Source organism: Pantoea sp. JK, assembly GCF_026130245.1.
In the GTDB taxonomy this organism is placed as follows: domain Bacteria; phylum Pseudomonadota; class Gammaproteobacteria; order Enterobacterales; family Enterobacteriaceae; genus Pantoea; species Pantoea trifolii.
The window spans coordinates 342,760-366,647 of sequence record NZ_JAINFN010000002.1 but is presented as its reverse complement, the minus strand read 5'-3'; the positions used below and the strand labels follow the sequence as shown (position 1 = coordinate 366,647).

19 protein-coding genes are annotated in these 23,888 nt (G+C 53.7%); 7 read left to right on the top strand and 12 right to left on the bottom strand.

The features are described 5' to 3' along the window. Positions 1 to 70: 70 nt before the first annotated feature. Complete coding sequence (locus tag PanJK_RS06200) at positions 71 to 1,660, bottom strand: PTS transporter subunit EIIC (RefSeq protein ID WP_265298075.1); 1,590 nt, start codon at positions 1,658 to 1,660, stop codon at positions 71 to 73. A gap of 243 nt (positions 1,661 to 1,903) precedes the next feature. Here PanJK_RS06200 and PanJK_RS06195 point away from each other — a divergent pair, with 243 nt between their 5' ends. The 5 genes from PanJK_RS06195 to pdeR all read left to right on the top strand — a co-directional run bounded on the left by PanJK_RS06195 (position 1,904) and on the right by pdeR (position 10,951). Further along, positions 1,904 to 4,210 (top strand): FdhF/YdeP family oxidoreductase, encoded by a 2,307-nt coding sequence (locus PanJK_RS06195; RefSeq protein WP_265298073.1) that lies wholly within the window; start codon positions 1,904 to 1,906, stop codon positions 4,208 to 4,210. Positions 4,211 to 4,334: 124 nt separating this feature from the next. Next, positions 4,335 to 6,269: an exoribonuclease II gene (locus PanJK_RS06190; protein WP_256696546.1), complete on the top strand. Its 1,935-nt coding sequence runs from the start codon at positions 4,335 to 4,337 to the stop codon at positions 6,267 to 6,269. Between the two features lie 184 nt (positions 6,270 to 6,453). After that, positions 6,454 to 8,520 carry a carbon starvation CstA family protein gene (locus tag PanJK_RS06185; protein ID WP_256696547.1) on the top strand — a complete coding sequence of 689 codons (2,067 nt, stop codon included), beginning with the start codon at positions 6,454 to 6,456 and terminating at the stop codon, positions 8,518 to 8,520. Further along, the gene (locus PanJK_RS06180; RefSeq protein WP_265298071.1) at positions 8,513 to 8,809 is read left to right on the top strand and encodes a YbdD/YjiX family protein; all 297 of its coding nucleotides are present in this window, start codon (positions 8,513 to 8,515) and stop codon (positions 8,807 to 8,809) included. Before PanJK_RS06185 ends, PanJK_RS06180 begins: the two co-directional genes overlap by 8 nt. Before the next feature lie 156 nt (positions 8,810 to 8,965). Then, complete coding sequence (gene pdeR, locus PanJK_RS06175; protein WP_256696549.1) at positions 8,966 to 10,951, top strand: cyclic di-GMP phosphodiesterase; 1,986 nt, start codon at positions 8,966 to 8,968, stop codon at positions 10,949 to 10,951. Positions 10,952 to 10,966: 15 nt separating this feature from the next. Here pdeR and PanJK_RS06170 read toward each other — a convergent pair whose 3' ends face one another. The 3 genes from PanJK_RS06170 to araD form a co-directional block, all read right to left on the bottom strand. After that, positions 10,967 to 11,833: a crotonase/enoyl-CoA hydratase family protein gene (locus PanJK_RS06170; RefSeq protein ID WP_007892438.1), complete on the bottom strand. Its 867-nt coding sequence runs from the start codon at positions 11,831 to 11,833 to the stop codon at positions 10,967 to 10,969. A gap of 145 nt (positions 11,834 to 11,978) precedes the next feature. After that, a complete protein-coding gene (kdgT, locus tag PanJK_RS06165; protein WP_256696550.1) occupies positions 11,979 to 12,962 on the bottom strand; it encodes a 2-keto-3-deoxygluconate transporter in 984 nt (327 codons plus the stop codon). A 231-nt stretch (positions 12,963 to 13,193) separates the two neighbouring features. After that, positions 13,194 to 13,892 carry an L-ribulose-5-phosphate 4-epimerase gene (gene araD, locus PanJK_RS06160; RefSeq protein WP_265298066.1) on the bottom strand — a complete coding sequence of 233 codons (699 nt, stop codon included), beginning with the start codon at positions 13,890 to 13,892 and terminating at the stop codon, positions 13,194 to 13,196. Between the two features lie 237 nt (positions 13,893 to 14,129). On the opposite strand from araD, the gene osmB reads away from it, so the two are divergent. Further along, positions 14,130 to 14,348 (top strand): osmotically-inducible lipoprotein OsmB, encoded by a 219-nt coding sequence (osmB, locus tag PanJK_RS06155; RefSeq protein WP_008106509.1) that lies wholly within the window; start codon positions 14,130 to 14,132, stop codon positions 14,346 to 14,348. Between the two features lie 69 nt (positions 14,349 to 14,417). On the opposite strand, the gene yciH is transcribed toward osmB, so the two are convergent. The 5 genes from yciH to pgpB all read right to left on the bottom strand — a co-directional run bounded on the left by yciH (position 14,418) and on the right by pgpB (position 18,024). Next, positions 14,418 to 14,741 (bottom strand): stress response translation initiation inhibitor YciH, encoded by a 324-nt coding sequence (yciH, locus tag PanJK_RS06150; RefSeq protein WP_265298064.1) that lies wholly within the window; start codon positions 14,739 to 14,741, stop codon positions 14,418 to 14,420. Further along, positions 14,741 to 15,448 carry an orotidine-5'-phosphate decarboxylase gene (pyrF, locus tag PanJK_RS06145; protein WP_265298062.1) on the bottom strand — a complete coding sequence of 236 codons (708 nt, stop codon included), beginning with the start codon at positions 15,446 to 15,448 and terminating at the stop codon, positions 14,741 to 14,743. The genes yciH and pyrF overlap by 1 nt, the downstream gene beginning before the upstream one ends. Positions 15,449 to 15,650: 202 nt before the next feature. Next, positions 15,651 to 16,820 carry a lipopolysaccharide assembly protein LapB gene (gene lapB / locus PanJK_RS06140; protein WP_265298060.1) on the bottom strand — a complete coding sequence of 390 codons (1,170 nt, stop codon included), beginning with the start codon at positions 16,818 to 16,820 and terminating at the stop codon, positions 15,651 to 15,653. 6 nt (positions 16,821 to 16,826) lie between these two features. Then, positions 16,827 to 17,132 carry a LapA family protein gene (locus tag PanJK_RS06135; RefSeq protein WP_256696555.1) on the bottom strand — a complete coding sequence of 102 codons (306 nt, stop codon included), beginning with the start codon at positions 17,130 to 17,132 and terminating at the stop codon, positions 16,827 to 16,829. Positions 17,133 to 17,259: 127 nt separating this feature from the next. Further along, positions 17,260 to 18,024: a phosphatidylglycerophosphatase B gene (gene pgpB, locus PanJK_RS06130; protein WP_256696556.1), complete on the bottom strand. Its 765-nt coding sequence runs from the start codon at positions 18,022 to 18,024 to the stop codon at positions 17,260 to 17,262. Positions 18,025 to 18,252: 228 nt separating this feature from the next. Here pgpB and ribA point away from each other — a divergent pair, with 228 nt between their 5' ends. Beyond that, positions 18,253 to 18,846 carry a GTP cyclohydrolase II gene (gene ribA, locus PanJK_RS06125; RefSeq protein WP_008106521.1) on the top strand — a complete coding sequence of 198 codons (594 nt, stop codon included), beginning with the start codon at positions 18,253 to 18,255 and terminating at the stop codon, positions 18,844 to 18,846. 48 nt (positions 18,847 to 18,894) lie between these two features. Here ribA and acnA read toward each other — a convergent pair whose 3' ends face one another. The 3 genes from acnA to cysB form a co-directional block, all read right to left on the bottom strand. After that, positions 18,895 to 21,576: an aconitate hydratase AcnA gene (gene acnA / locus PanJK_RS06120; protein ID WP_265298055.1), complete on the bottom strand. Its 2,682-nt coding sequence runs from the start codon at positions 21,574 to 21,576 to the stop codon at positions 18,895 to 18,897. 627 nt (positions 21,577 to 22,203) lie between these two features. After that, the gene (locus PanJK_RS06115) at positions 22,204 to 22,362 is read right to left on the bottom strand and encodes a YmiA family putative membrane protein (protein ID WP_071531660.1); all 159 of its coding nucleotides are present in this window, start codon (positions 22,360 to 22,362) and stop codon (positions 22,204 to 22,206) included. A 493-nt stretch (positions 22,363 to 22,855) separates the two neighbouring features. Further along, positions 22,856 to 23,830, bottom strand: a complete 975-nt coding sequence (cysB, locus tag PanJK_RS06110) for an HTH-type transcriptional regulator CysB (RefSeq protein WP_007892425.1) — start codon at positions 23,828 to 23,830, stop codon at positions 22,856 to 22,858. Positions 23,831 to 23,888 lie beyond the last annotated feature (58 nt).

Sequence of the window (23,888 nt, the reverse complement as noted above, 5' to 3'; positions counted from 1 at the left end):
ATTGGCTGGAAAACGGCAGTGTATCATGGCGGTTGCCGCTGCGCTGAATCCACGCGCAGCGGCCATTGCGTTACGCCACGCCCAAGGCACTTTTTACGTCGTTAGCGATCTTTTCGACCTGCGGGCCGTAAATCACCTGCACATCGTGTTCGCTGACGCGATTAATGCCGTTCGCGCCGGTAGTGAGTAACGTTTGATCAACCACTTCATTCATCTGTTTAACCCGCACGCGCAGCCGCGTGAAGCAGCAATCGACGTCCTCTATATTGGCTTCGCCGCCCAGCCCGCTGATGATCACTTTGGTGCGCTCATCCGCCGCAACTTGTTCCGGTTTGTGCTCCTCATCGGATTCGCGACCCGGCGTTTCTACCCGCATTCGCGTAATGACAAAGCGGAAACCGTAGTAGTAAACCGGCACATAAATCACCCCGAGGACAATCGTCCACCACCAGTGCGTTTTACTGCCGCCGAGAATGCCGAACACCACCAGATCGATTGCGCCGCCCTGCACGTTGCCAATCATCAAATGCAGCATCGACATCAACATAAATGACAGGCCGGTTAACAGCGCATGCAGGATATACAGCACCGGAGAAACGAAGATGAAACAGAACTCCAGCGGTTCGGTGATGCCGGTGGTAAAGGAGGTCAGCGCACCAGCCAGCACCAGCGCTTTGACGCGCTGCTTATGTTCGGGACGCGCGGTGTGATAGATCGCCAGCGCGGCGGCAGGTAAGCCAAACATCATGACCGGAATTTTGCCCTGCGCGAGGAACTGGGTGGCGCCGCGCACCGTATCGTTCGGGATGGCGCCGGGATGCGTCAGTGAGGTGTTGAAGATGTTGAGCGCGCCGACAATACTTTGCCCATCCACCGTTGCCATGCCGCCAATCGGCGTGAAGCGCACGGTTTCGTTGAGAATGTGATGTAAACCGGTGGGAATCAATAAGCGTTCGCTGGTGCCGAGCAGAAAGGCGCCGTATTGCCCGCTTTTACCAATCAGCAGGCCAACCCACGCGATGCCTGCGCCGATGGTCGGCCAAATCAACGCCAGCAGCACGCCCACCAGCGGCAGCACCACCACGGTAACGATCGGCACAAAGCGACGTCCGCCAAAGAAGCTGATCGCTGTGGGCAGTTGCTGGGTGTAGAAGCGGTTATGCAGCACCACGGTAATCAATCCGGCAATCACGCCGCCCAGCACGCTCATGTTGTAGGTAAAGATGCCGAGCATGTCGATGTATTCGGCGGACGTCATCATTGCTGCAGTTTGGTCCATGCCCGCTTTCTGTAGCGCTTCTGGCGTGGTGGTCGCGGCCGTCAATCCTTTCGAGGCCAGCGTGGAACTGATACCGACGTTCATGGCGATATAGCCAATCACAGCGGCAAAGGCGGCGGTGGGTTTCTCCGCTTTCGCCAGCCCGATGGCGCTGGCCACCGCAAAGAACAGCGGCAGATTGGCGAACAGCGCGCCCGCCACTTTGCGAATAAATCCGATGATCAGTTGTGGCATTTGTAGGTTGGCGAAGGCATCGCCGGTAATCGCCGGGTTTTGCATTGCGGCGGCCAGGCCAAGAAAGATCCCTGCGGCAGCGATCACCGAGATTGGCATCATTAAGGCTTTACCGAAGGCGTGAATTTGGCTTGCCAGATTCTTCATGCGCGTGCCCTTTTCAGAAAGGAAAGAGCAATTATTAGTCAGTTATCCCAGCAGCACGTAACCGCCGCCCTTTATCAGCCGGGAAAGTTTGACTTAGGTCACGCTTTACGCCCGATCCGCGATAAACGCCGCCTATCGCACCATTAAACCAATCAATTAGACAACTTTTAAGGAGAGTCGCACACTTCCCGCTAACAGAAGACATATTCTGATAACAACTCATAAACAAATAAGCCTGCAACTATGAAATTTAAACGTAAGATTCAACCCTATCGCGCTGCTGCGGGCGGCTGGGGTTCATTAGAAGCCACCACCCGTTTCGTCCTTGATAGTAAAGCAGCCCTGAAAAACATGCGTAACCTGATGCGCATGAACAAAGCGCGCGGTTTCGACTGCCCGGGTTGCGCATGGGGCGATGACAACAAAAGCACCTTTAGCTTCTGTGAAAACGGGGCGAAAGCGGTGACGTGGGAAGCCACGCGTCGTGTGGTTGAGCCGGAATTTTTTGCCCAGCACAGCGTCAGCACCCTTTATCAGCAGAGCGATTACTTCCTTGAGTATCAGGGACGCTTAACCCATCCAATGCGCTACAACAGCGCCACCGACCACTACGAACCAATCAGCTGGGACGATGCGCTCGCCTTGATTGCTCGCCACCTGCAGGCGATGGATCATCCAAATCAAATGGAGCTTTACACCTCCGGGCGCGCCAGCAACGAAGCCTCCTGGCTTTATCAGCTGTTTGGCCGCGTGATGGGCACCAACAACTTCCCTGACTGCTCCAACATGTGCCATGAAGCCAGCGGTACCGGCCTGAAGCGCAGCATCGGCGTCGGTAAAGGCACCATTCGTCTGGACGATTTTGATCACGCCGACGCGATTTTCGTGCTGGGTCAGAATCCGGGCACCAACCATCCGCGCATGCTGCACAGCCTGCGTCACGCCGCCGATCACGGTGCGAAGATCGTCACCTTTAACACATTACGCGAACGCGGCCTTGAGCGCTTTGCCGATCCGCAAAAGCCGTTAGAAGTGGTCACATCGATGGCGGGCACCATTAGTTCTGCCTATTACCAGCCTAATCTGGGCGGCGATATGGCGGCGGTGCGCGGCATGGTAAAAGCCCTGCTCGAGCTACAGCGTGCACGTTTGGCGGCCGGTGAGAAAGGCATTTTCGATCAGGCGTTTATTGATGCGAATACGTATGGTGTAGAAGACTATCTTGCTGCAGTGGATAACACCCGCTGGGACGATATCGTGCGCCAATCCGGTTTGAGCGAAGTGCAGATCCGTGAAGCGGCGGCGATTTATCAAAGTGCTGAACGCGTGATTGTTACCTGGGCGATGGGCATCACGCAGCATAAACATTCGGTGGATACCGTCCGCGAGATCACCAACCTGCAGCTGCTGTTTGGTCAGTTGGGCAAGAAAGGCGCAGGCCTGTGTCCGGTACGCGGCCACAGTAATGTGCAGGGCAACCGCACCATGGGCATCGATGAGAAACCGGGCAAGCCGTTCCTCGATGCCCTCGGCGCGCACTTTGATTTTGAGCCGCCGCGCGAGCACGGTCACAATACCGTGGAAGCGCTGAACGCGATGCTGCGTGACGAAGTGAAAGTGCTGATTGCGCTGGGCGGCAACCTTGCGGCGGCCGCACCGGATTCACCGGTCACCGAAGAAGCGTTGCAGCATTGCGGTTTAACCGTGCACATCAGCACCAAACTCAATCGCAGCCATTTGGTGCCGGGCCACGAAGGGCTGATTCTGCCAACGCTGGGCCGTACCGAACGCGATCGCCAGGCCAGCGGCAATCAGTACATCACCGTGGAAGACTCGTTCAGCATGGTGCACGCCTCAGAAGGCGTTGGCATTCCCTTAGCGGAAACGCAGCGTTCTGAAACCGCGATTGTCGCCGGCATCGCCCATGCGACCTTAGGCAGCGATAAAATCGACTGGCTGGCGATGGCAGGCAATTACGATCTGATTCGCGATCACATCGCCGCCACCATTCCTGGCTTTGCTGATTTCAATAACAAATGCGACATTCCGGGCGGCTTTTACCTCGGTAGCGCTGCCGCCGAGCTGCGCTTCAATACCCCAAGTAAACGTGCCGAGTTCAGCGCCGCCGCCCTGCCGACTTCGCTATTCCCGCAGTTAGGTGATGTCGCGGTGCCGTTTACGCTGCAAACCCTGCGTTCACACGATCAGTACAACACCACGATTTACGGCCTCGATGACCGTTATCGCGGCGTGTACGGTCAGCGTGAAGTGGTGTTTATCCATCCGGATGATATGGCGTCGCTGGGCTTCGCTGAAGGCCAGCTGGTGGATATTGAAACGCTGTGGAATGACGGTTTAACCCGCCGCGTCAGCGGTTTCAAACTGGTGCCGTATAACATTCCGCGCGGTAACCTCGCGGCTTATTATCCGGAAACTAACCCGCTGGTGCCGCTCTCCAGCTTTGGCGACGGCAGCGGCACGCCGACCTCAAAATCGGTGCCGGTGAAGCTGGCATTAACCGCCGCCGTAGCCTCACAACGCATCGCCTGACCAAAGCGTTATCAGAAGGTAAAAAGCCGCGTAAAGCGGCTTTTTAGCCTGTTTTGGCCTTGCCGCGCGGACCCGATTCGCGTAAAACTGTCAGCCGCTCTTAGGCCACGAAACTATATAAATTATGTTCCAGGATAATCCGCTGCTCGCGCAGCTTAAAGAGAAGCTTCACGCGCAGACTCCGCGCGTCGAAGGTGTTGTTAAAGGTACGGAAAAAGGCTTTGGCTTCCTCGAAGTTGATGCCCAGAAAAGCTACTTCATTCCGCCACCGCAGATGAAGAAAGTGATGCACGGCGACCGTATTTCTGCCGTGATCCACACCGATAAAGACCGCGAGAGTGCCGAGCCGGAAACCCTGGTTGAGCCGTTCCTGACCCGCTTTGTCGGCCGCGTGCAGAAGAAAGACGATCGCCTGTCGATTGTGCCGGATCATCCGCTGCTGAAAGATGCGATTCAGTGCCGCGCCGAACGTGGCGTGACCCACGATTTCCAGACCGGCGATTGGGCGGTGGCAGAGATGCGTCGTCACCCGCTGAAAGGCGATCGCGGTTTTTATGCCGAATTGACCGAATTCATTGTCACTGCGGACGATCACCTCGCGCCGTGGTGGGTAACCTTGTCGCGCCACAACCTCGAACGTCAGGCTCCGGACGTCGGTTTTGGTGAGATGCTTGATGAAAATCTGCAGCGTGAAGACTTGACCGCGCTGAACTTCGTCACCATCGACAGCGCCAGCACCCAGGATATGGATGATGCGCTACACGTGGAAGAAGCCGCCGACGGCAATCTGATCCTTACCATCGCCATCGCCGATCCAACCGCTTACGTGGCGGAAGGCAGCGAGCTGGATAAACTGGCATCGAAACGCGCGTTCACCAACTATCTGCCGGGCTTTAACATCCCGATGTTGCCGCGCGAACTCTCTGACGACGTCTGTTCTCTGCGTCCGAACGAACGTCGCCCAGCGCTGGCGTGCCGCGTCACCGTATTGAAAGATGGCAGCCTGGCGGATGACGTGCATTTCTTTGCCGCGTGGATCGAGTCAAAAGCCAAACTGGTTTATGACCAGGTTTCTGATTGGCTGGAAAACAGCGGCAGCTGGCAGCCAGAGAACGACGCCATCGCCCAGCAGATTCGCCTGCTGCACCAGGTTTGCCTGGCGCGCAGCGAATGGCGTCAAACTCACGCGCTGGTGTTTAAAGATCGTCCGGACTACCGCTTTGTGTTGGGCGAGAAAGGCGAAGTACTGGATATCATCTCTGAGCCACGCCGCATCGCTAACCGTATTGTTGAAGAGTCGATGATTCTGGCTAACGTCTGTGCCGCGAAAGTGCTGCAGGAGAAGCTGGGCTTCGGTATCTACAACCTGCACACCGGTTTCGATCTGGCCAACGCTGAGCAGGCCGCTGGCGTGCTGGCGGGTCATGGCATCACCGTGGATCCGCAGGCGATTACGACGCTGGAAGGCTTCCGCCAGCTGCGTCGTGAACTTGATGCGCAGCCAACCCAGTATCTCGACAGCCGCATTCGTCGCTTCCAGTCGTTTGCCGAAGTCGGCACCGAACCGGGCCCGCACTTTGGTCTGGGCCTCGACGCCTACGCGACCTGGACTTCGCCGATTCGTAAGTTTGGCGACATGATCAACCATCGCTTGCTGAAAGCGATTGTGCGCGGCGAAAGCACCGCTCGTCCGCAGGATGAGCTGACAACCATCATGAGCGAACGTCGTCGCCTCAACCGCATGGCCGAGCGCGATGTCGGTGACTGGCTGTACGCACGCTTCCTTGCGCCGTTTGCTGGCACCGATCGCAAGTTCAGTGCCGAGATCATCGACGTTTCTCGCGGCGGCATGCGCGTGCGCCTGCTGGAGAATGGCGCGGTGGCCTTTATTCCTGCACCGTTCATCCACGCGGTGCGTGATGAGCTGGTATGCTCGCAGGAAAGCGGCACCGTGCAGGTGAAAGGTGAAGTTGCTTACCGTGTAACGGACATCATCGACGTGACCATCGCCGAAGTACGTATGGAAACCCGCAGCGTGGTGGCTCGTCCGGCCGCCTGAGCATGAAAACTGGCGGGATAACAGCCGTTATCCCGCATTTCTCTCCGCCCGCTTTAGCAAATGCTAAATTTGCATTCCGCTTCACATTTCTAACGCCTCTGCCTGTCGTTAACAATTCATTACATTACTTTTAACTTGTTGTATTCGATCGCCTCTTTTCCCGGTCCCTACAAGGAGTTAACTCATGAACAACGTCAAAACCAGTCTCATCTGGTTAGCGGTGGCGTTAATTGGCGCGGGCGCATTTGCCATGCTGGCCCTCAGCCGTGGCGAACACGTCAATGCAGTCTGGCTGGTGATTGCCTCCGTCGCCTGCTACAGCATTGCCTATCGCTTCTACAGCCTGTTTATCGCTAAGCGCATCTTCGAACTGGACGATCGCCGTCGCACGCCGGCGGAGCGCTTAAGTGACGGCCTTGATTATGTGCCCACCAATAAATGGGTGCTGTTCGGTCACCATTTTGCGGCGATTGCCGGTGCGGGCCCGCTGGTCGGCCCAATCCTCGCGGCGCAAATGGGCTTCCTGCCTGGCACCATCTGGATTCTGGTGGGCGTGATGTTTGCCGGTGCGGTGCAGGATTTCCTGATTCTGTTTATCTCTACGCGCCGTGACGGCCGCTCGCTCGGTGAGATGGCGCGCCAGGAACTCGGTTCATTCGCTGGCGTTGTCACCATGCTCGGCGCGCTGGGCGTGATGATCATCATCCTCTCCGCGCTGGCCTTGGTGGTGGTGAAAGCGCTGGCCAACAGTCCGTGGGGCTTGTTCACCATTGCCGCGACCATTCCGATTGCGCTGTTTATGGGCGTGTATATGCGGTTCCTGCGTCCGGGCAAAATCGCGGAGGTGTCGATTATTGGCTTCGTGCTGATGATGGCGGCGATTATCTACGGCGGCAATGTGGCGGCCGATCCCTATTGGGGGCCGCTGTTCACGCTGAAAGGCACGGAGCTGACGTGGGTGCTGGTGATCTACGGTTTTGTCGCCTCTTCGCTGCCGGTGTGGCTGCTGCTGGCGCCGCGCGATTATCTCTCCACCTTCCTGAAAATCGGCGTGATCATCGGTTTAGCCATCGGCATCGTGTTTGCCATGCCCGAGATGAAGATGCCTGCGGTGACCAAATTTATTGATGGCACCGGACCGGTCTTCTCCGGCGCGCTGTTCCCGTTCCTGTTTATCACTATTGCTTGTGGTGCCATTTCAGGTTTCCATGCGCTGGTGTCGAGCGGCACCACGCCGAAACTGGTGGAGCGCGAAAGTCATATCCGCTTTATCGGCTATGGCGCGATGCTGATGGAATCCTTTGTGGCGATCATGGCGCTGATTTGCGCCTCGGTGCTCGATCCGGGCGTCTACTTTGCCATGAACTCACCCGCCGCGCTGATTGGTACCACGGTGGAAAGTGCGTCGCAGGTGATTAACGGCTGGGGTTTCGTGGTGACGCCAGAGATGCTGAGCGGCATTGCGCGCGACGTTGGCGAAAGTACCATTCTTTCGCGTGCCGGTGGCGCACCGACCTTTGCGGTTGGCATGGCACACATCATCACCGACGTGTTTAACAGCCGCGCCATGATGGCGTTCTGGTATCACTTTGCCATCCTGTTTGAAGCGCTGTTTATCCTCACCGCTGTGGATGCCGGTACCCGCGCCTGCCGCTTTATGGTGCAGGATTTGGTGGGCACCGTGGTGCCATCGATGGCGAATAACCGTTCATGGCTGGGCAACATGGCGGGAACCACCGTTGCGGTAGCGGGATGGGGGTTCTTCGTTTATCAGGGCGTGGTCGATCCGCTCGGCGGCATTAACACGCTGTGGCCGCTGTTTGGTATCGGCAACCAGATGCTGGCGTCGATGGCGCTGATTCTCGGCACCGTGGTGCTGTTCAAAATGAAGAAGCAGCGTTATGCGTGGGTGACGATTGTGCCGACCGCCTGGCTGTTTATTACCTCGATGACCGCGGGCTGGCAGAAGATTTTCCACGAGAAGCCATCGATTGGTTTCCTCGCGCAGGCCAACAAGTTCCGTAAAGGCATTGATGACGGCATCGTCATCGCCCCGGCGAAAACTGTTGCTGATATGCAAACCATCGTCTTCAGCAATCAAATTAACGCGGCCCTGTGTGCCTTCTTCATGCTGGTGGCGGTGACCATGCTGGTTTCAGCCTTCTTCGTGATTCGTCGGGCGCTCAACAGCACCGTACCGACTACCCATGAATCCGAGATCTCACTGCGTAAAGAGGTGCGAAATGTCTGAGTCCATTTATCACTGGAGAAAACCCACCGGAGCGTGGCAGATTCAGCAGTGCTTACCAATCGCACCCGCTATGGCTAGGCAAAATCTTACGCGCTGGCAACGCCTGTGGCAGGGATTGCAGCAAAGTTTTCGTTTAATGGTCGGCGTTCATGACTATCAAACTTATCTGAAGCATATGCGCGAACATCATCCAACTGTCGCCCCCATGGATGAACGCGCTTTTCACCGTCACTGCCTCGATGCCCGCTTTCCCAGCCAGGCCGGAAAACTGGGTAAGTGCCCTTGCTAACCAGGATCAGCCCCGCTTGTCGGGGCTTTTTCGTGCCATTCTTTAATAAAAACAAAAATATATTTGGATTGCATCTTGTGCTGGCGCAGGAGGTTGAATACTGTTGCTAAAATAATGAGATACCGCCCGCTGAGCATTCCCCCGGAGGAAGTTTCCATGACCGATGAACAAGGGCAAACATTGCTATATACCTTGTTTGGCACCACCAGCCCTCATTGGCGTTTAACTTCAGATAGTGATGCTCTGCATTTTGCCGAAGATGAGAACGCGAACACCAATATGGCGGTTCCGCTGACTCCCGCACAAGCCAGTTTATTACGTGCGATGACGGTCATTACCTCAAGTATTAACCTCACGCTGTCGCTGCATGGCGAACCCGTTCCGATGCATTTTGTCGGTCGTAAAGTCAATCAATCGACCTGGGCAGGCACCTCTTCAGCCTGGGGTGATACCTCGGCTGTCGCGCGTGATTTGACGCTGGGATTATCGTTCGCCGAGCAAGTGGTTTCTGAGGCGAACTCAGTGATCGTGATCCTCGACCAACGCGGCAATATTCAACGTTTCAATCGTTTGAGTGAAGAGTACACAGGCCTGAAAGAGCAGGAAGTGATTGGCCGCAACGTATTCCAGCTGTTTATGACCAAGCAGGAAGCGCAAGCATCACGCCGCAATATCGCCGGATTCTTCCGTGAAGGCAGTTCTTACGAAGTTGAACGCTGGATTAAAACCCGCAAAGGTCAGCGACTGTTTCTGTTTCGTAATAAGTTCGTTCACAGCGGTAGCGGAAAAAATGAAATTTTCCTCATCTGTTCCGGAACCGACATCACTGAAGAGCGCCGCGCTCAGGAACGCCTGCGCGTGCTGGCCAACACCGATACCGTGACCGGCTTGCCCAATCGCAACGCGATTCATCAACAGATTAGTTTGGCACTCGAGCTGGCGAATGGCAGTCAAACCGGTGTGGTTTACCTCGATTTAGACAATTTTAAGAAGGTGAACGACGCTTACGGCCATATGTTTGGCGATCAGCTGCTGCAAGCGGTGTCATTAGCCATCCTCAGTTGCCTTGGCAAAGACCAGACGCTGGCGCGCCTCGGCGGCGATGAGTTTGTGGTGCTGGCGGAACACACCAGCCAGGCGGCGCTGGAAGCGATGGCATCGCGCATTCTTGAGCGGCTACGCCAGCCGTTTCGCATTGGCTTAATTGAAGTCTACAGCGGCTGCTCGATTGGTATCGCCCTCGCCCCGCTGCATGGCGAAGATCGTGAAAGCCTGATTCGTAACGCCGATACCGCGATGTATCACGCCAAAGAGAACGGCCGCGGCAAGTTCTGCGTGTTCGCTAACGAGATGAATCAGCGCGTGTTTGAGTATCTGTGGCTCGATACCAACCTGCGTAAAGCGCTCGAACTGGATCATCTGGTGGTGCATTACCAGCCTAAACTCAATGCCGAAGGCGAGGTGCTGAGCGCCGAGGCGCTGGTGCGCTGGAATTCCCCAGAGCGCGGTTTGGTGCCGCCGGGCGACTTTATTTCGTATGCCGAAGAGTCCGGGTTGATTGTGCCTTTGGGCCGCTGGGTGATGCTGAATGTGTTACAGCAGATCATCAAGTGGCGCAGCGAAGGCATCTATCTGCGCGTCGCAGTGAACGTCTCAGCTAAACAGCTGATTGACCAGAGTATCTATACCGACCTGAAACATGCTTTGAATGAGGCCGGTTTGACCGATTGTCCGATTGATATCGAACTGACGGAAAGCTGCTTGATTGAGAATGAAGCTGGCGCGCTAATGCTGATGAAGCAGTTTCAGGAACTGGGCGCGCAAGTGCATCTTGATGATTTTGGTACCGGTTACTCCTCTCTTTCCCAGTTGGCGCGCGTCCCGATTGACGCCATTAAACTGGACCAGAGTTTTGTGCGTAATATCAATAAGCAACCTGTTGCGCAGTCGCTGGTCCGTGCAATTGTCGCCGTTGCCAAAGCCTTAAAGCTGCAGGTGATTGCTGAAGGCATTGAAACGAAAGCCGAAGAAAAGTTTGTTATGGCCAATGGTGTCGATGGGCGTCAGGGTTATTATTATGCAAAACCAATGCCCGCAGAAGAGCTCGGGCATTGGCTGGCTAAGCATCCTGCCCGCGTCTAACGCTGGTTTGCGAGATTAGCCGGCTTTGCGCAAGGATGCGCTATGACGGTTCTGCAGTTGTACCAGTCTTTCCATGTAAGCAATGTCTTTCGGTTCCAGTGTGAAGGCATAATCAACCCAATCCTCGGTGATATCCATCAGCTCAGCGCGTGATAACTGCAACACGCGCTGACGCGCTTTCAGCATCGCACGCACACCGTTGAGCTTTGGACGCAACGTATCGATAAAGGTCCGCGTGGTGCGATAACCATCGCCCGGCTGGAACACTTTGTCGACCAGACCACGTGTTTCATACCACTCCGCACTGTGTGACTCGCCTTCCATAATCAGCTCTTCAGCCAGCTTCATGCCAGAGCGACGTGCCACTAATGAGTAGCCGCCCATGCCAGGGAACAAGTTGAACGCGATCTCCGGGAAGCCCATGCGCGCGCTGTTCTGCGCCAGAATGAAGTGATGCGCCAGCGCCGCTTCAAAGCCGCCACCGAGCGCACTGCCCTCAATCATCGCCAGCGTGACCGCACCGGTATCGAAACCCCGCGCTGCGGAGTGGATGCAGTCAACACAGGCACGTGCATAAGCGCGCAGTGCTTCACGACGGTTGTTACGAATGCACTCCACGAAGAAACGCAAATCGCCTCCGGCGTTAAACATCTGTGGCACTAACGATCCCGTCACCCAGAAATCAATCGGCAGACCAGAACGCTGAGCGGAATAGCTCAGGTTCATAATCTCCTCAATTAATTCGTGGTTGAAACTCGGACGGGGTTGCGCACGCAGCATCATCCACATGGTACGTCGGCCCTCTTCATAGTAGGCGGCGAGCTGTGTGGTTTGTCCAACTTCGGTGAACAGTCTGCATGTTGGTTGGTTAATTACTGTCATTGTCTCATCCTCTGTTTATGTTTATGTAGTGCGTTAAACGCCACATCAGCGTAATCCAGAGTGAGGCCAGACCAAATGAGAGATTGATTTATAAAGCAAAATCCAGAGATATCCCCGACCAGCGGCCGGGGAAGCATTAGCGGGCTTACTTGATGGCTGCGCGTTGCCCCACGGCAACATGAGAACGCTTAACGCGTCGTGAATAAACCGCCGTAATGATTGGCACAATGACAGACGTGACAATGACAGAAGTGGCGACCAACGCCGTGGCAGCCGGTGCGACCGGTTTAAACTGTGGCAGCATCTCGGCAATCAATACTGGCGTAGCCACCGCAGCGCCAGCGGTGCTGGATGCCGCAATCCCCGCCGTGCCATCGCCACCGCCAATCAAGCGATCGGCAATAATCAGCGGAATGCCGGTCACAATGATCACTGCGACGCCAAGCATGATTCCCAGCAGGCCAGTTTGCGCGATGACGGTCAAATCAATGGTGTTGCCCAATGCGAAAGCAAAGAACGGAATCAGCGTGTGTACCGCTTTGCCAAAGAACTCGCGCAGTTCGGGATCGAGATTACCGAGCGCAAATCCAACGACAAACGGCAGCACTGCGCCCACGAAGACATGCGGCTCGAATGAGGCGATGCCAGCGGTGCCAAGGATCACCATCGTCATCAGCGGCCCCGACTCCAGTGACATCAAGACGAACGCACCGGCTTCTTCTTTCGAACCGTACTGCTGCATGATGGAAGCGTATAAGCCGCCGTTGGTCATATCCATCGCCGCCACTAACGCCAGCGTGGAGAGTCCGGCAAACATGCCCACTTCCACGCCGTTTTCCGGCATCACACGCGATGCAATCGCCGCGACAACCCACGCCACTGCAATTTTGGTGAGCACCAGCGTGCCCGATTTACGTAGCACCGTGCCGGTGGCACTGAGTTTGATGGATGCGCCCATGCAGAAGAACCACACCGCGAGGATCGGTACGGTGCCGGTCATCAACCCATTGGTGAATGAACCAAAGTATTTACCTGCGCCAGGAGAGAACGTATGGCATAACGCGCCCAAAAACAGCGGAATCAACATCATGCCGCCGGGAATTTTATCGATTGCACGTTTGATATGCATAGGGGTGTCACCTTAACTGAGCCAGAGGGAGGTGTTTTTATGAATTGCCAGATGGCATGGCGAGCAAGATAACGATTGGCTGAAAGGAAAAAAGTGATCGCAAATGCATTTATGAAACGCTGTTTTATTTTTATTGACTGATCATTTTGTATTTATGATGCGCATCGCCATACCAGATGATTGATTGCAAAAAGAAAGGCGCCTGCAGGCGCCTATGAATCTGAATCAGCCTTAATTCTGCCCATACCACGCATTTTTACCGTGCTTGCGCAAGTAGTGAAGATCCAGCAAGGTTTGCGAGATCGGCGGTAACTCAGTGCGCAACTGCTCGGTATGCAGCGCCATGTAGGCTACTTCTTCTAATACCACGGCACTGTGTACCGCAGCATGCGCATCTTTGCCCCAGGCAAAGGGGCCGTGGGAATTGACCAGCACGGCGGGAATCGCTGTTGGCTCAATTACGCGCTGCGCAAAAGTTTCAATGATCACCTGCCCGGTGTTCCACTCGTATTCCTGCTCAATCTCTTCACGCTTCATCTGACGTGTACAAGGAATGGTGCCGTAGAAATCATCGGCGTGCGTGGTACCCAACGCGATGATTTCGCGTCCAGCCTGCGCCCAAATGGTGGCATGCCGCGAGTGCGTATGTACGATGCCGCCAATCTCTGGCCAGGCGAGATAGAGCGCGCGATGCGTAGCGGTATCCGATGACGGCCGCATGTTACCTTCAACCACCTCACCGCTGGCGAGATCGACAACCACCATATCGTCACGCTGCATCTGTTCGTACTTCACGCCCGACGGCTTAATCACCAATAAACCGCGATCGCGGTCCACCGCACTGACATTGCCCCAGGTAAAAGTGACCAGGTTGTAATGGGGTAGATCGAGATTGGCTTCCAGCACCTGCTGCTTTAACGCTTCCAGCATCTTTTTTCTCCTGCAAACTGTGATAGCTGAATTGTGCGGAGCGGTGAGGAAAAGCGTTATGGAAGGAATGGCTGTAAAAGCTGCGGAAAGTCGCTAAGGCGTTAAATGTGTGGCGCGGGTTGGTTTTGATGATTAAGGCTTGCAAATTCGCATTTTAGGACCGTTTTACCCTGCCGAGTGCGACGTAACATCTATACTTATACCGTTACCGCAGTGATAACAATCAAGGAGAAGTTAATGACTACAACAATGAAACGTCTTACTGCTGCCGTGCTGGCAACAACTTTAGTTGTCGCGCTGAGCGGCTGTTCAAACTGGTCTAAACGCGACCGTAATACCGCAATCGGTGCGGGCGCCGGTGCCATTGGTGGTTCAGTACTGACCAACGGTAGCGGACTCGGTACCGTTGGCGGCGCAGCTGTCGGCGGCATCATCGGCCACCAGATCAGCAAATAAAATATAATTATCAGGCTACGCAGCGCATCTACTTAACAACGGGCCACCTAATAGGTGGCCCGAACTGTTTCAACCACCAGCCAGTTTGACTCTCATGCCTTTGGCTTCCAGCAGCGTTTTAATCAGGTCGCGTTTATCGCCCTGAATCTCAATCACGCCCTCTTTAACTGCCCCGCCACAACCACACTTTTTCTTTAGTTCAGCGGCCAGTTTTTCGAGCGCGCCATCATCCAGATCGATGCCGGTGATCAGACACACGCCCTTCCCTTTGCGTCCGCTGGTTTGGCGCTGGATACGCACGATACCATCGCCTTTCGGCCGCGGCGCTTTCTCTTCTTCATGGGTTATTCGTCCGCTGTCGGTCGAATACACCAATCGATTGTCCTGAGCCATTAAGCCTCCTGTAAACTCTGCAGGATTTGCTGCAGCGTGGCGGCTGGGTCGGCGGATTGGGTGATCGGACGCCCGATGACCATATAATCCACACCGGCGAGTTTTGCCTGCTGCGGCGTCATAATACGGCGCTGATCGCCTGCATCGCTGCCAGCCGGACGAATGCCTGGGGTAACCAGCGCGAAATCCTGACCAATCACCTGCTTAAAGTGCACGGCTTCCTGCGCCGAGCAAACCACGCCGTGCAGACCGCAATCGCGCGTTAAACGCGCCAATCGTTCAGCCTGCTCAGCTGGAGACAAGGTAATGCCCAAACCTTTCAGATCGTCCTCATCCATGCTGGTCAACACGGTGACCGCAATCAGCAGCGGTGCATCTTTACCAAATGGCACCAGTGCTTCACGTGCCGCATTCATCATGCGTGCGCCACCGCTGGCGTGCACGTTCACCATCCACACCCCAAGATCGGCCGCTGCCGCGACTGCATGTGCGGTGGTGTTTGGGATGTCATGAAACTTGAGATCGAGGAACACGTCAAAACCCCGTTCCTGCAGCGTTTTCACCAGCGATGGACCAAACAGCGTGAACATCTCTTTGCCTACTTTCAGCCGACACTGGCTTGGATCGATGCGGTCTACAAACTGCAGCGCGCTGTTGAGATCATGATAGTCGAGTGCCACCAGAATAGGTGAAGTGGTTACAGGCATAACGTTTCCTCAATGACAGGCACCCGCAGGCGCGATGGACAAACGGCAAGCATTCTACCTGCGCAGGCCGGTGCCGACAATCACGCTGCCGCCAGAACTTGCCTGTTCGACCGCTTGCTGCACGATGCTGAAGGAGTGTTAGTATTAAACATAATAGTATGTTGTAACTAATTAGCTCTGAATAAGAAAAACATACGGCCATTTATTGGCCGTCGAGTCCCCGAATGGGTTTAACCGAAGACCAGGCGCGACAAGATGGGCAATGCCAGTAAAGTGCATGCGCAGTGAAGCCACACTTTTGGCAACGATAACGCGGCTTAGTGCGGATTTGCTCACCAACCATATCGCGCAGCACCATCAAGCTCTCTTTCGCGCGTCCGTCTTCCGCTTCGTGTAAGTGGTAGTCCATTAAACGATGGAACACGCGCATGGTTGGATGACGTTGTAACTGGCGATTGATATACAGCTGTGCCGCTTCCGGGCCCTGCTGCTGCTCAAGGATATCGGAGAGATAAAGCTCTGCTGCGGCGCCGGTATTTTCATCGACACAGCGTTGTAAGAATTGTGCCCAGTTTTCAGGTTGGTTCAGTCGCTGATAGCAGGTTTCCAGCATCTGTAAGGTTTCACTCACCAGCTCTTTATCCTGCTCGAGTACGCGCTGCAGTCGGCTGGCGGCTTTCGCATACTCGCCCTGCTCCATCAAAATGCGGCCCATCATGATGGAGACGCGCGCACTTTGATGATCGGCTGACTCGCCCTTTTTCAACAAACTCATCGCCCGATCGAGGGCGTCGCTGCTTAATGCCTGCAACGCTAATTCACAGTAGAAATGGGCAATTTCGCCTTTCTGTTTGTCTTTGCCGAGCTTAACCAGCTTTTCCGCCACTTCGATGGCTTTTTGCCAGTCGCTGGTTGCCTGATGAATTAACAACAATTGCTGTAGCGCACCGATGCGGAAATCGGTCTCTTCCACCAGTTGCCCAAACATATCTTCGGCACGATCGTACAATCCCGCCGCCATGTAATCACGGCCGAGTTGCTGAATCGCCAGTAAGCGCTGCTCGTAGCTGAGCGACGCACTTTCCATCAGGGATTGGTGAATGCGAATGGCGCGATCAACTTCACCGCGCGAACGGAACAGGTTGCCGAGCGTCAGATGCGCTTCAACCGTGCCGCTGTCCTCTTTCAACATGTCGAGAAAGAGATCAACCGCTTTGTCCTGTTGATTGGAGAGCAGGAAGTTTACCCCGGTCACATAATCGCGCGACAGGCGGTTCGCTTCCTGTTGCTTATCCTGATGTGCACTGCGGCGGCCCATATACCAGCCATACGCCGCAGCAACAGGAAGAAGCAGAAACAGCAATTCAAGCATCGAAAATTAATCCCGACGGCTGGCAGTTGGTGATGGGGTCACTGCGGTTGATTGTTCATTTTGTGCCTGCATACGTTTAAGTTTACGCTGCGCGTTAGCCAGCGAAACCCGTAAGCGTAACCAGAACAGGCCACAAATTGCCCATCCCAGCAGGAATCCAGCGCCAAACAAGCTGGCGAGCAGTGTTGAAATGCGGAATTCGCCCTGCGCTAGCAGATAGTTAAAGGTGATGACTTGGTCGTTATGCGCTCCGAGCGTGACGGAGATGATGAAAATGACCAATACCACGAGAAAAATAAGCAAATATTTCACAATGCGTCCTGTCGAGAGGTTATCCAAAGAAGTATGCCAAAAAACCGCCGTCGATGCTGCTTATCCCCACATCAGTTAGCGCTTTTTTCTGCAAGCACAATCAATCATATGGGGACGAATAGCGTAATTACAATCCATCATCACGCTGCGCGATCTCACGATGCTCTTCTGGCGGGATGGTGAGCGGGCCGCAGAAACGCTGCGCAAGTAAAGTGGCAATGGTGACCAACAACCAGGAAATCAGCGTTGCCATCACTAAATCACGCGGCCAGTGCATGCCTAACGCTAAACGGCTGCCCATCACCGCGGTCGCCCAAACGAATAACACGGCAACCGTGGCGAAATGTCGGCGCGGCCATAATAACCCAATCGCCAATAACGCCCAGCTGGCGGCAAACATGGTGTGCCCGGAAGGAAACGCATAGCCGGTTTCAAACGCCCAGTGGTTCTTCAGCCATTGCGGCAGCTGAGTATCGTTGGCCAGCAAAGTTGAAACCATTTCGCCGCGCTGCTGGCGATGTAGCTGATAAAACTCATCACCGTTAATACCATGACTTTTTTCCAGCCAGATGACGTACGGGCGCGGTTCCTGCACCTGCTCTTTAATTGTTGATTTGGTGTACTGACCGGCAAGAATTGCGCCGTTCATAATGAGGATGAGCAGAATAGCGGGTTTAAGCCGAAAGCGTAAACACCACAACACCCAGGCGCTGAGGATGATACTGGTGAGAATGCCCCACGGATTGGTGACGGTTTCTGTCATCCAAAACAGCACGCGAAGTAGATTGCCACTTTCACCTGGTTGCCATTGCCAGTTGGATATCCATACGCCCAACGGCATCAACAACAATAAAAACGCCCCTAAGGTGGTGCGCTGAATGATTTTTAACATTCGCTTCCTTTTAGATCCGCATTGATACGTGCGTTGCACATAACTTTAGCTGAAAAAAGAATAACATACCTATTGCAGCTTGGATAATTGTGCTTTATCACTACAATCACTCTGACCGATTAACGGCAGCCGTTCGGGTTGTGGCACAATAGCGTAAGTTTCATCGGGCCACATGGCCCGTGCGTTATCATGATGATAGCGCATCCTCTGAAGGTTCTGGAGAGTCACATGCAGCTTAAACGGGTAGCAGAAGCCAAACTGCCCACGCCATGGGGAGATTTCCTGATGGTTGGTTTTGAAGAACTGGCAACCGGCCACGACCATGTCGCGCTGGTTTATGGTGATATTAGCGATCACAATCCGGTGCTGGCGCGCGTCCATTCCGAATGTTTAACTGGCGATGCCCTGTTCAGCTTGCGCTGTGACTGCGGCTTCCAGCTGGAAGCGGCGTTAACCGCGATTGCGGAAGAAGGTCGTGGCATCCTGATGTATCACCGTCAGGAAGGACGCAACATCGGTTTGCTGAATAAAATCCGTGCTTATGCGTTGCAGGATAAAGGTTACGACACTGTCGAAGCCAACCATCAGCTCGGTTTCGCCGCTGATGAGCGTGACTTCACGCTGTGTGCGGATATGTTCAAACTGTTAGGCGTCAATGAAGTGCGCTTGCTGACGAACAATCCACGCAAAGTTGAGATCCTGACCGAAGCCGGTATCAATATCGTTGAACGCGTGCCGTTGGTTGTCGGGCGTAACCCGAAAAACGCGCACTATCTCGATACGAAAGCCGAGAAAATGGGTCATTTGCTGCCGAAGTCTTAAGCGGATTGTAAAGCAGATAAAAAAGCCGGGAATTCCCGGCTTTTTCTTTTAGTTCAGCATATTGCGGATCACGTAATGCAAAATGCCGTCGTTCTGATAGTAGGTTAATTCGTTACCCGTATCGATACGGCAACGCGTTTCCAGCGTCTCTTTGCTGCCATCCGCGCGCGTCAGCGTCACATTTACAGTGCCACCCGGTTTAAGCTGTGACAGGTTCGCCACATCAATAAACTCTTCACCGGTTAGCTGCAGCGTTTTGCGCGTCACGCCAGCCGGAAACTCGAGCGGCAGAATCCCCATACCAATCAGATTAGAGCGGTGAATACGCTCAAAGGATTCGGAAATAACCACGCGCACGCCTTGTAAGCGCGGCCCTTTTGCTGCCCAGTCACGACTGGAGCCGGAACCGTACTCTTTACCGGCAATCACCGCTAACGGCACGCCTTCCTGCTGATACTTCATCGCCGCATCGTAAATCGCCAGCTGCTCGTTAGACGGGAAGTGTTTGGTATAACCGCCCTCCACGCCCGGCACCATTTCGTTGCGAATACGGATATTGGCGAAAGTGCCGCGCATCATCACTTCGTGGTTGCCACGACGCGAACCATAGGAGTTGAAATCGGTGCGCTCAACGCCGTGTGAGAGTAAATAGCGTCCGGCTGGACTTTCCGCTTTGATGCTACCCGCCGGAGAAATGTGGTCGGTGGTGACGGAATCACCCAGCATCGCCAGAATGCGCGCGCCTTTGATGTCCTGCACCGGCTTCGGCGTTTTCTCCATATCGTCAAAGAATGGCGACAGGCGAATATAAGTAGAATCGCCATCCCAATCATAAGTTGCCGCTTCGCTGACTTTGATCTGCTGCCACTCCGGCGTGCCGTCAAATACCTCGGCATACTCTTTATGGAACATATCGCTGGTCACTTTCTGCACTGCTTCTGCAATTTCTTCCGGTGAAGGCCAGATGTCCTTAAGGAAAACATCGTTACCCTGTCGATCCTGACCGATCGGATCAGATTGCAGATTGATCTTCATGTTACCCGCTAAGGCATAAGCCACTACCAGCGGCGGCGAAGCCAGCCAATTGGTTTTAATCAACGGATGAATGCGGCCTTCGAAGTTGCGGTTACCCGAAAGCACGGCGGCAACCGTGAGATCACCCTCTTTAATCGCACTTTCTATCGCATCCGGTAACGGACCGGAGTTGCCGATACAAGTGGTGCAACCGTAACCAACTAAATTAAACCCTAATTCATCCAGACAAGGTGTGAGTTGGGCCACAGCGAGATAGTCAGAAACCACTTTAGAACCGGGCGCCAGTGAGGCTTTGACCCACGGCTTGCGCATCAGGCCGCGTTCCACGGCTTTCTTCGCCAGTAAACCGGCAGCCATCAGCACGCTAGGATTCGAGGTATTAGTACAAGAGGTAATCGCCGAGATCACTACCGCACCGTCATCCAGCTGATAGCTCTCTCCGGTTTCGCTATCGCGATAGCTGACCGTTTTATGCGGTTTTTGCGCCTGATTGACTTCCAGTTCATTGCTGGCATCAAAGGCTGAAGGAACATCGCCCAGCGATACGCGATCCTGTGGGCGTTTTGGTCCGGCAAGGCTGGATTCAACATCACCCATGTCCAGCGCTAAAGAGCTGGTGAACACCGGTTCATCGCCAGCATTGCGCCACATACCTTGTTGCTTGGCATAAGCCTCAACCAGTTCAACCTGCTCCGCATCGCGGCCAGTCAGCGTCATGTAGCTTAAGGTAACGTCATCAACCGGGAAGAAGCCGCAGGTCGCGCCATATTCTGGTGCCATGTTGGCAATGGTGGCGCGATCGGCCAGCGGCAAGTCCGCTAAACCATCACCATAAAACTCAACGAATTTACCTACCACGCCGTGTTTACGCAGCATCTGCGTGACGGTTAGCACTAAATCCGTTGCGGTAATACCGGGACGCAGTTTACCGGTGAGTTTGAAACCAACTACGTCAGGAATTAGCATCGAGACCGGCTGGCCAAGCATCGCCGCTTCAGCCTCAATCCCGCCGACGCCCCAACCCAATACGCCGAGCGCATTGATCATAGTAGTGTGCGAATCGGTGCCCACCAGCGTATCGGGATAAGCAATCTCTTGCCCATTCAGCGTCTCATGCCAGACAGATTTACCGAGATATTCCAGATTGACCTGATGACAAATCCCGGTGCCCGGCGGCACGACGCGGAATCGATTGAAGGCTTTTTGTCCCCAGCGCAGGAAAACGTACCGCTCATGGTTGCGCTCCATTTCCAGATGCACATTTTCACCAAAGGCTTTGTCATCACCGAAATGGTCCACGGTGACAGAGTGGTCGATGACCAGATCAACGGGGGATAAGGGATTGACTTTGGCGACATCGCCGCCAAGGCGTTTCACCGCTTCGCGCATGGCGGCCAAATCCACCACCGCCGGCACGCCGGTAAAATCTTGCATTAATACACGCGCCGGACGATAGGCAATCTCACGCTCGGCGTGAGCATCTTTTTGCCAGGCGACCAACGCTTCAATATCTTCCAGCGTGACAGAATCACCATCCTGCCAGCGCAATAGGTTTTCCAGCAGGACTTTCATCGACTTGGGCAAGCGATCAATATTGCCCAATTGCTGAGCTGCTTTGGGCAAGCTGTAGTAATGATATTTTTTTGCCCGAACATCCAGCGTGTCCTGACTCTGCTCGCGTAACGTTAACGACATAGCGCCTCCATGTAAGTGAATCTCTTTTTAAACCTCAGTGACTGCAAGGTTTAACTTAAAGATAGACCACATTACCGTTAACGTTTTGATAACAACACGAATTGACACATTAAAGCACAATGAAAAATGCCCCGACGTTTGTCAGGGCATTTATATAATTCAGTTTAATTTGAGTTAGTGCTTAAATCATCGCCCAAAAGGCGGCAGCCCAAAAAGCCAGGGAAAAGGTATATACGCTCACCCAGGATAATGTCGTTGTATTGATGTTCATCATTCACTCCCTCCCGGATTCCGGGCAAAAAAAGTCCACCGTCTTCAGCGTTGTACTGATGACACCGTTTTTTTAATGCTGAGTGTTAAAGGACGGGCTTTTAACTTGCCCACCGGATAATCCGGCAAAAAGAGGGACTCAATGTCTAAATATGGAACAGAACGCATACCGCGTTATTTGGACTTCGTATCCATGAAAGATTCAATAAAGTTGCGCTGATTCTCACTGAGTTCCCACGAAACAGGAATGGTCACTTGTGGTTCAGTGGATACAACGTCTTTCACTTTGCACGCAGGCGTTTGCGGCTGACGCGCTGAAACCGGATGCTTACGACTGAGTGTATTTGCCCACATGGCTTAACCCCACATACGCCAAATCATTAACGCCACCACTACCCAGAACAATGCTGAAGCAGCGAAGACAGTCATCCAAGCTTTGCGACGGGTGTTGCCAGTACGCTCAACTTTGGTGCTTTTAGTCCGGAAGCCCGGCTGTACAGTTATTCTCGTATTCATAGTTTTTGATAATCACTCTCAATAAAACGATTGATGACAACGATTAAGATTTAGGACGAATCCTAAACTTGTTAAGACCGAAAATCCAGTTATTTTTATTGAGCACAACGATTAACGCTATTTATCAAAACACAAAAGATTGATGAGATAAATTTAATTGCCAACATAACTATTAATTAAATCATTACATTGTAAATTTGGGTTAACAACAAATTAGATCCAATCTTAATTTGAGTTTAATTTACCAGCCCAGTAAAAAAGCCCTTCTCCATCAACTCTTAACTAGAGTATGGGAATATTCCTGGCGAGCTGCAAAGTAGCATCGTAAAAATTGTGTACTGATTCGCATTTAATAGATAACAATGAAAAAACATGTGACCCATGTTTCATTTACATAAAAATAATGATTTTTTTTGAAGTACTCGTGGCGCTAAGCGCTAAGGGATTCCGAAGGTGCCCACTGGACACCTTGGCAAAAGAATGAGTTAGGAATTTACTTGAAGGGTAATTTGATGTCGCGGAACATGGCTTCAATGTCTTCATTGGAGCGCAGTGCGACCGCCGCATCCACCACATCACGCGTGAGGTGCGGTGCAAAACGTTGAATAAAATCATACATATAACTGCGCAGGAAGGTGCTACGTCTAAAGCCAATCTTGGTCGTACTATTCGTAAAGATTTCTGATGCTTCAATACGCACCAAATCGGGGTCTGCAATCGGGTCCACCGCCATGCTGGCAATCACGCCAACGCCCAAGCCTAAACGCACGTAGGTCTTAATTACGTCAGCATCCGTGGCAGTAAAGACAATGCGTGGTGTTAATCCTGCGCGATTGAACGCGGTATCCAGCTCTGAACGGCCGGTAAAGCCAAAGGTGTAGGTCACGAGCGGGAAATCCGCCAGCTCTTCGATCGTCACATTCGATTTACCTGCCAGCGGATGGTCGGGCGTCACGACGATGGCGCGATTCCAGTGATAGCACGGCAGCATGATTAAATCGTCATACAGATGCAGCGCTTCGGTGGCAATGGCAAAGTCGGCATTCCCCTTTGAAACCGCCTCAGCTATTTGTGTGGGCGACCCCTGATGCATATGTAATGAGACGCGTGGATAACGTTCGATAAAGCCTTTAATGACGCCAGGCAGTGCATAACGCGCTTGCGTGTGCGTGGTGGCTACATATAACGAACCTTTATCTGGCCAGGTATGTTCACCGGCAACCGATTTAATCGCATCAACTTTGGAGAGCACTTCACGCGCAATCCGAATAATCTCTTCGCCTGCAGGCGTTACTTGCGTCAGATGCTTACCACTGCGCGCAAATATCTGCACGCCCAGCTCATCTTCTAACATACGGACTTGCTTACTGATGCCTGGCTGCGAGGTATATAAGCCTTCGGCGGTCGATGAGACATTAAGATTGTGATTAACCACTTCGACGATGTAACGCAACTGCTGCAATTTCATAGTTATATCTTCCTGGTAGCGACAGAGGTGCATTCCCGGCAGGCGTGTTTCCGCCTTG